We start from the raw sequence: 8030 nt of genomic DNA, 5'->3' as shown, positions 1-8030 counted from the left end.
CCGCCCTGCTTCACCTGCTCGAACGCGGCCGCCTCGACCCGCAGATCGGACTGCGACCCGGACGCCCGCCCCGGCTACCGGGGTCATCCCGGCGCGGACGGCGAGCCGGTCGGCGTCCGCCTGGGCCTGGTTCACCCGCGCGTCGGCGCGTCCGGCGGCCCGCGACAACCCGTCCACCTCCCGGCGCAGCCGGTCGTAGCGGGCGCGTTCGCCCAGCGTGCGGCGCTGCTCGGCGGTGATCAGCTCGGTGATCCGGGTGCGCCCGGTGTCGCGCAGGTCGGTACCGCGGGCCGTGCTCGCGCTCGCCGCGAACAGGGCTCCCGCAAGGACCGTGAGAGCTGGGATGATGCTTCCCCACGCTCGACGCCGTACGCTGCTCACCAGCGACTACGCTAACCGACAATCCACCCATGCGCGGACCGGTGCGCCGGCCGACCGCCCGAGGAGACAGAACCCACCGTGGCCAAGTCCAAAGTGCGCAAGAAGGCCGTCTACACGGCGCCGCAGAAGTCCAAGGCCCCCGAGGTAAGCCCGCGCTGGCTCGCGCCGACGATGGTGACGCTCTGGCTGGTCGGGCTCGCCTGGATCGCCGTCTACTACGTCAGCGCCGCCACCGGCGTCGACATCCCGGTGATGACCGGCCTGCACAGCTGGAACCTGCTGATCGGGTTCGTGGCGATCATCCTGGGAGTCGGCCTGTCCACCAAGTGGCGCTGAGCCGTACCCACTCCCGGACGATCTGAATCCACGAAAGTTATCCACAGGCTGGGGACAGTTCTCCCGACGCCTGTCCAGCCGCGGCTCCCCCGGAGACGCGGCCAGACGTGCTGCCCGCGTCTTCCTGCCCGCCGCGGAGGCGTTGACACGCCCGGACGCGCGAGGGACGCCGTCCGGGCGCACGGGACGGGCTGAGCCGCGTCGGTCGGGCCGGCCGAGCCGGACGGGCGGCCGGGGCCACGGGCGCGCCGGGTCGGGCCGCCAGGGGCGGGCGAGGCCGGTGAGGACGGGCGAGGCCGGTGAGGACGGGCGAGGCCGGTGAGATGGGCGAGGCCGGTGGGGTCGGGCGGGGCTGGAAGCGGTCAGGCCAGGCCGTTGCTGACGTCCGCGGTGAAGGTGACGGCCTTGGCCACGATGAGCGCCACGAACACGGCCAGCACGGCGAGGGGCGCGGCGATGTGCAGCCAGCGCCGCCGGACCGCCGGCGCGTAGGCGTACACGAACGCGACCGCCAGGCCGGTCACCAGGCCGCCGACGTGGCCCTCCCAGGAGATGCCGCTCACCGAGAAGGTGAAGATCAGGTTGATCGCGAGCAGGAACAGGATCGGCGCGGTGGGCGCCCCGCTCCGCCGCGCGACCACGAAGAACGCGCCGAACAGCCCGAAGATCGCGCCGGACGCGCCGACCGCTCCGGTGTAGGGCGCGACGAGCAGCAGCAGGACGTTGCCGCCGAGCCCGGCCAGCAGGTACAGCGACAGGAACCGCGCCCGGCCGAGCGCCGTCTCCAGCGGCGGGCCCAGCACGTACAGCGCCCACATGTTCAGCAGGATGTGGGTGAACCCGAAGGTCCCGCCGGTCGGCTCCTGGTGCAGGAACATCGAGGTGACCAGCCGGTACCACTCGCCGTCCAGGACGCCGGCGGCCAGCGTGCCGTCCGGACGGGTCCACGCGCCGAGCATCATCAGGTCGGGGACGACCCGCTTGGACGCGATCTCGCCCAGGTAGGCGAGCACGCACACCGCGATCAGCGCGTACGTCACCACGGGCTGGTCGGACCGCCTGCCCGGCATGGCCGCGCGCGGCCGCCGCACTCCCCGGTTCCCTTCGGCGACGCACTCCGGGCACTGGTGGCCGACCGCCGCGTCGCGCATGCAGTCGGGGCAGATGTACCGGTCGCAGCGGGCGCAGCGCAGGTGGGCCTCACGACCGGGGTGCCGGTAGCAGGTCGTGACCGGCGTCTCGGGGGCGGGCTGTCGGTCGGTGCTCATCGTGGCGGCTCCGTGGGGCCTGGGTGCGGCGGTGGCCGGCGCGCCCCGGACGGGCGGGGCGACCGGTCGGTCCGGGAGACGGCCCCGGCCCGACCGGGCGGGCCGGGCCGTCATCCCCTACCTACTCTTACGACTGGCGCCGCTCGATCGTCACCGACTCGATGACGACGTCGTCGACGGGACGGTCCATCCGGCCGGTCTCGGAGTTGACGATGTCGTCCACCACGCCGGTGCCCTCGATCACCTTGCCGAAGATCGTGTGCCGCCCGGTCAGGTGCCGGGTGTTCTCCACGTTGGTGGTGATGAAGAACTGCGAGCCGTTCGTGCCGGCCCCCGCGTTCGCCATGGCCAGCAGGTACGGCCGGTCGAACTTCAGCTCGGGGTGGAACTCGTCCTTGAACTCGTAGCCGGGGCCGCCGGTGCCGCGGCCGAGCGGGTCGCCGCCCTGGATCATGAAGTCCTTGATCACCCGGTGGAAGATCGTCCCGGCGTAGAGCGACGTGCCGGTCTTGTCCTCGCCGGTCTCCGGGTGCCGCCACGGCTTGGAACCCTCGGCCAGGCCGACGAAGTTCTGCACCGTCTCGGGCGCCTTGTCCGGGAACAGCTGGACCACGATCTTGCCCTTGCTGGTGTTCAGTGTCGCAAAGATTTCCTCAGCCACGCGGGCCCCCTCCTCGTCGAGATGCTTGCGTCTGAGCCGGTCTCGGCGCGGCCCTCGGCCGCCCCTCTGTCCACCCTGGGTGACGTGATGATCACTATCCCAGGGTTTACCTCCCGCTGCAGGGGAAGGCTGCCTGACAGGACCTCGCAAACAGGGAGGTTAGCGTGTCCCTAAAGATGAACAGCCGCCGCAAGTCGCGGCAGACGGTCGACTCGCGGCTCGGCCGCACGCAGGACGCGATGCGGCAGGGCCTGACGGCCGCTCGCGGCGGGGCCTCGACGGCCCGGGAGCGGATGGGTCCCGCGGCCCGGCAGGGCCGCGAGATGGCCGCGGCCCGGATGCTGGCCCTGCGGGGCTGGAGCGCCCCCGTGCTGCGTCAGGCCGCCAAGTACGTCGAGTCCGACCTCAGCCCCAAGGTGAGCCGGATGCTCGCCCAGACGGCGGGCCGGGTCGAGCCGCCCCGTCCGGCCCGGCGGAGCCGCGGAAAGGCCGTGGCGCTCGTGGCGGGGGTCACGGCGGCCGGTGTCGCCGGTGTCGCCCTCACCCGCCGCAACGCCGCCCAGGAGGCGGAGATGATGAGCGACGAGTCGGCCTCCGACCATGCCGGTTCCGACTCGGACTCCGACTCCGACTCCGCGGATCAGGTTTCGTCGCACAGCAACAACTGACGGCCGCACGCCTGGCCCGACGCCGGGCCGAACGCCCGCCCCAGAAGAAGGACCCGCCGGTTCGCCGGCCGGGTCCTTCTTCATGGCCGGGACGCGGGTCTGAGCCCCGGGTTCGTCCTGATGGGCCGCCTCCGCCGCGTGTGCGGGGTTAGCGGGCCTCGCGGGTGATACCAACCGGTACGGTGGCGCCATGTCGCCGACATCGCGTCCGCCGGGGCAGCAGCTCAGCGGGTTCCTCAAGCGCAGAGCCCGGCAGGGTCTGCACATCGCCGTGCAGCGTGGCTGGGAGTGGATCCAGCGGCACGGCGAGATCACCCCGGAGACGCCGGGCCGCCGCCGCTTCGCGCACCTGGGCCAGGGCGTGTGCATCGGCTTCCCGACCGGCGCGATCTACGGCGAGCCGTGGATCTCCATCGGCGACCACACCCTGGTCGGCACGCACGTGACGATCTCCGCCGGCTTCGTGCCCGGCCTCGACCTCGGCCCGGACGTCATCGTGAAGATCGGCCGGAGCTGCTCGCTGGGCCGCGGCACGCACATCGTCGGCCACCAGTCGATCGAGATCGGCGACGACGTCTTCACCGGCCCGAACGTCTACATCACCGACCAGAACCACACCTACGCCGACCTGGACATGCCGGTGGGCCGGCAGTGGCCGGAGAACAACCCGGTCGTCATCGGCCCGGGCTGCTGGATCGGCACCGGTGCGATCATCCTCCCGGGCACGAGGCTCGGCCGGAACGTCGCGGTCGCGGGCGGCGCGGTCGTCCGCGGCGAGTTCCCGGACCACTCCGTCATCGGCGGCGTCCCCGCCAAGGTGCTCCGCAGCCACACCCCGGAGGCGGGCTGGCAGCCGCCGCTCCGCAACCAGCCGCTCATCTCGCTGGACGAGCTGGCCGCGCTGTCCCTGGACGGCATGGAGGGCCTCCAGCTCCTCCAGGACAAGCTGCGCAACGCCGGGGCGTCCTCCACCGCCCCCGCATCCTCCGCGCTGGACCCCGAACTCCAGGAAGAGGCGGGCTGACCGCCGCCGGCCGAGGCGGACGGCCCTCGGCCGGCCGAGCTGATGAGCCTCGGACAGGTGAAGCGGGTGAGCTTCGGTCGGCTGAAATGGATGCCGCTCGTACGGGTTGAACCGGATGCCGCTCTTACGGGTTGAAGCGCACGGGGCTCGGTCAGGCCGAGGAGGTCGGACAAAGGCGGACGGGCCGCCGACACCGAAGTGTCAGCGGCCCGTCCAGAGCGTTCTAGTGCTCAGTTGAAGCGCGCGCGACGGCGGTCGCTGCTCTCGCGGCGAGGGCCGCCGTAAGAGCCGGTGCGACGGCCTGCGCCCGCTCCCGCTCCCGCGCCGGCGCCGGCTCCGCGCGGAGCGCCGCCACGGCGCTCGCCCGAGAAGCCGTGGCCCTCGCGACGCTCGCCGGTGCCCCGGCGGTCGCCGTCGAAGCTGCGGTCACCGCGGTAGCCGCCCTCACGACGGTCGCCGTTGTACGGACGGTCGCCGCGGTCGCCGTTGTACGGACGGTCCCCGCGGTCGTTGTTGTAGGGACGGTCGCCACGGGGGCCGCCCTCACGACGGTCGTCGTTGCGGCGGAAGCCGTCGCCACGGGACTCGTTGCGGCGGTTGCCGTCGAAGCCCCGGTCGCGGCGGTATCCGCCCTCCTGGCCGCCCCGGCGCTCGCCGTCGGAGTCCCGGCGGAACGAGCCCTCGGAGCGACCCTCGCGGCTGCCGCCACGGGGACCGTCCTCACGGAAGCGGCGCTGACCGCCGTTGTAGCGGCCACGGCCGCGCCCACGGCCCGCCTCGCGGCGCGGACGCTCGGAGATGACCGGCTCCTCGATCGGGATGCCGGACGGCTCGCGGGCGCCGGTGAGGCGCGTCAGCTCCTCGTCACCGGACGAGACGCGGTGCTTGGGCGCCTCGATGCCCGCGCGGCGGGTCATCGCGGAGGTCGAACGCACCTGGTGGGGCAGGACGAGCGTGACGACGGTGCCCTTCTCGCCCGCACGCGCGGTGCGGCCGGCGCGGTGCATGTAGTCCTTGTGGTCGGCCGGCGGGTCCACGTGCATGACCAGGCTGATGTTGTCCACGTGGATACCGCGCGCGGCGACGTCCGTGGCCACGAGGACGTCGAAGGTGCCCTCGTGGAACTCGGCGATCGTCCGCGTGCGCAGGCCCTGGGACTTGCCGCCGTGCAGGCCCGCCGCGCGGACGCCCGCCTGGGTGAGCTGCTTGGCGAGCCGGTCGACGCCGTGCTTGGTGCGCGCGAACAGGATGGTCCTGCCCTCGCGGTTGGCGATCTCGGCGGTGATGGCCGCCTTGTCCTTGGGCGCGACCAGCAGCAGGTGGTGGTCCATCGTGTCGACGGACTCGTCCACCGGTCCGATGGCGTGGGTCACCGGGTCGTTCAGGTAGCGCTTGACGAGGACGTCGACGTCCTTGTCCAGGGTCGCGGAGAACAGCAGGCGCTGGCCGCCGGGACGGGCCTCGTCGAGGATGTCGGTGACGTCGGGCAGGAAGCCCATGTCGGCCATGTGGTCGGCCTCGTCCAGGACGACCATCTCGAGCGCGGACAGGTCCGCGGCGCCCTGGCGCATCAGGTCCTTGAGGCGGCCCGGGGTCGCGACGAGGATCTCCACGCCGCGGCGCAGCGCGTCGATCTGCTTGAACATCGACGTCTGGCCGATGACGGTCTTGAAGTGCAGGCCCACGGAGCGGCCGAGCGGCTCCAGGTTGGTCACGACCTGCTGGGCGAGCTCGCGCGTCGGCACGAGGATGAGGCCCAGGGGACGACGCGGCTCGGCGCGGCGGCCGTCCAGGCGGGCGAGCATCGGCAGGCCGAAGGCCAGGGTCTTGCCCGAGCCGGTCTTGCCACGGCCGAGGACGTCCCGTCCGGCCATGACGTCCGGGATGGCGGCGGCCTGGATCGGGAACGGGGACTCGATGCCCTGACGGGCGAGCGCCGCGACGAGCGGCTCCGGCAGGCCGAGTTCGGCGAAGCCGGGTTGTGCCTCGGCCCGCGCGGTGTCCGCGGTGTCCTCCACAGGGGTGGACGGGGCATGGGCAGCAGAAACGTCGGTCACGCAATACCTTCCGAGAGGGGGCGCGTCTCGGGAGGCACCACAGGGGCCGGGGAGGCGGCCGTGATTCGTGCGCTGCAAGGACGAGCCAGTTGAGACGCGGACGCCTTGCGGGCGAGCGTCATAAGAGCGATTTGTTCATCCTAACGTCGAGAGGGGCCGTGCTTATGCCCATCCCGACCGGACACATTCGTCACACGGGCCGCTTCGTCCCCGTCCGTCCGCGTGCGCGAAGGTTGATCCCCATGTCCTCGCGGCCTGTGTGAGGTGGCCCTCAGACGGGTGTCGGGCCTGGCCGTGGGAAGCGATTCCAGCGAGGGCGAGAGCGCCCCGGTCCTGAGCATACGCGACACGGGCGTGGAGTTATCCACAGGTCGGCGGTCGGCTGGTGGCGGGCTGGGGTGGCGGCGACGATGGAGAGGTGGATCCGCCCCGGGCCTCGCGTCAGGGGGGTTGGCGCCGGAGGGCGCGGGGTGCGGTCCATGTTCACAGCCGCGCCTGCGCCCCGCGTCCGATCCGGGGGGAGACGGACACGGGGCGCAGGTCGCGGCCAACCGAAAGGGAGACGGCGGAGGGGGCGGCCGTCGGGGCACTGCGGTGTGCCGCGTCCTTCGCGTCGTTTGCCCCGATCAGTGACGGTCGACAGGCCCGGAGGCGGTGGTGGGAGTGATCAGATCAGCGGGGGCGGAGGCGGAGGCGGTACGAGCGTCCGGGGCGGCAGGCGCGGAGGTGAGAGGAGCGTTCGGGTCAGCAGGCGCAGGTGACGCCGGCCACGGGAGCGGTCAGGGGGTCGGGCGAACGACGGCTGACACCGGCGGCCGTCTCGACCGGGTATCCCTCGCGGGCCCAGTACTCGAACCCGCCGATCATCTCCTTGACCCGGTACCCGAGCTCGGCCAGCTCCAGTGCGGCCTTCACACCGCCGTTGCAGCCGGGCCCCCAGCAGTAGACGACCACGGACGCGTCTCGATCGAGGAGTTCGGCGTGGCGGGCGGCGATCTCCGCCCGGGGAAGGTGGACGGCGCCCGCGGCGTGTCCCATGTCCCAGGCCACCTGGGCGCGCGTGTCCACGACGACGATCGGCTCCGTGGCGTCCGCCAGCTGGTGGAACACGTCCGACGGGTCGGTCTCGAAGGCCACCCGGGCGGCGAAGAACCGCACCGCCGCGTCGTCGGCCCGCATCTCGCCAAGCGTCATGTTCGGCTCCTTACTGATTCCTTCGGGTTCGAAGCGTCGGCACGTCCGCCACCTGGACTGGATCACCACAGGTGAGCGCGGCCCGCTAGGTCGCCGCCGCCACACGGACGGTGTCGACGTTTCGCGTGGTGAGGGCTTCCGGGCCGGGTTGTGCCGACTCCTTGATGCTCGCTGGTCCGGCCGGAGGCGCACAGTGGCATGAACGACGTTGACCATTAAGATCTGGCCATGATCGACGAGAGGGCCGTGCAGCAGCCCGAGGCTGCGTCCAAGATCCGGACCGCCCACAGAGACAAGGTCGGGCACACGGCCAAAGCCAGGCACGAGTCTGCGGCCGGCCACGTGGCCGCGACCGGGCACACGGTCGGAGCCGGGCACGCGGTTGAGGCCGGGCACACGGCCGGGGCCGGGCACACGGCCGGGGCCGGGCACACGGCCGGG

General features: G+C 72.5%; 7 protein-coding genes and 2 pseudogenes. 4 read left to right on the top strand and 5 right to left on the bottom strand.

Annotated features, from left to right (window positions below):
• Positions 1-381, bottom strand: a pseudogene (locus AB0J52_RS18855) (hypothetical protein); the annotation flags it as partial.
• Between the two features lie 78 nt (positions 382-459).
• Here AB0J52_RS18855 and AB0J52_RS18850 point away from each other — a divergent pair.
• On the top strand, positions 460-717 hold the full coding sequence (locus AB0J52_RS18850; protein ID WP_500182884.1) for a cell division protein CrgA: 258 nt from the start codon (positions 460-462) through the stop codon (positions 715-717).
• Between the two features lie 362 nt (positions 718-1079).
• Here the strand turns inward: AB0J52_RS18850 and AB0J52_RS18845 are convergent, their stop codons facing one another.
• Positions 1080-1985 carry a rhomboid family intramembrane serine protease gene (locus tag AB0J52_RS18845; protein WP_500182883.1) on the bottom strand — a complete coding sequence of 302 codons (906 nt, stop codon included), beginning with the start codon at positions 1983-1985 and terminating at the stop codon, positions 1080-1082.
• Positions 1986-2112: 127 nt separating this feature from the next.
• Positions 2113-2646, bottom strand: a complete 534-nt coding sequence (locus tag AB0J52_RS18840; protein WP_500182882.1) for a peptidylprolyl isomerase — start codon at positions 2644-2646, stop codon at positions 2113-2115.
• Between the two features lie 164 nt (positions 2647-2810).
• Between AB0J52_RS18840 and AB0J52_RS18835 the strand changes: the two genes are divergently transcribed.
• Both AB0J52_RS18835 and AB0J52_RS18830 read left to right on the top strand, forming a co-directional pair.
• Positions 2811-3314 carry a hypothetical protein gene (locus AB0J52_RS18835; RefSeq protein WP_500182881.1) on the top strand — a complete coding sequence of 168 codons (504 nt, stop codon included), beginning with the start codon at positions 2811-2813 and terminating at the stop codon, positions 3312-3314.
• 190 nt (positions 3315-3504) lie between these two features.
• Positions 3505-4338 carry an acyltransferase gene (locus tag AB0J52_RS18830; RefSeq protein ID WP_500182880.1) on the top strand — a complete coding sequence of 278 codons (834 nt, stop codon included), beginning with the start codon at positions 3505-3507 and terminating at the stop codon, positions 4336-4338.
• Between the two features lie 230 nt (positions 4339-4568).
• Here the strand turns inward: AB0J52_RS18830 and AB0J52_RS18825 are convergent, their stop codons facing one another.
• The gene (locus tag AB0J52_RS18825) at positions 4569-6395 is read right to left on the bottom strand and encodes a DEAD/DEAH box helicase (protein ID WP_500182879.1); all 1827 of its coding nucleotides are present in this window, start codon (positions 6393-6395) and stop codon (positions 4569-4571) included.
• A 744-nt stretch (positions 6396-7139) separates the two neighbouring features.
• A complete protein-coding gene (locus AB0J52_RS18820; protein WP_500182878.1) occupies positions 7140-7589 on the bottom strand; it encodes a rhodanese-like domain-containing protein in 450 nt (149 codons plus the stop codon).
• 228 nt (positions 7590-7817) lie between these two features.
• Here AB0J52_RS18820 and AB0J52_RS18815 point away from each other — a divergent pair.
• A pseudogene (locus AB0J52_RS18815) lies at positions 7818-8030 on the top strand (hypothetical protein); the annotation flags it as partial.

The sequence above is a fragment of the Spirillospora sp. NPDC049652 genome (genome assembly GCF_040675125.1).
Classification (GTDB): Bacteria; Actinomycetota; Actinomycetes; order Streptosporangiales; family Streptosporangiaceae; genus Spirillospora.
The sequence above is the reverse complement of the archived record's forward strand: the minus strand, read 5'-3'. Positions and strand labels throughout refer to the sequence as shown.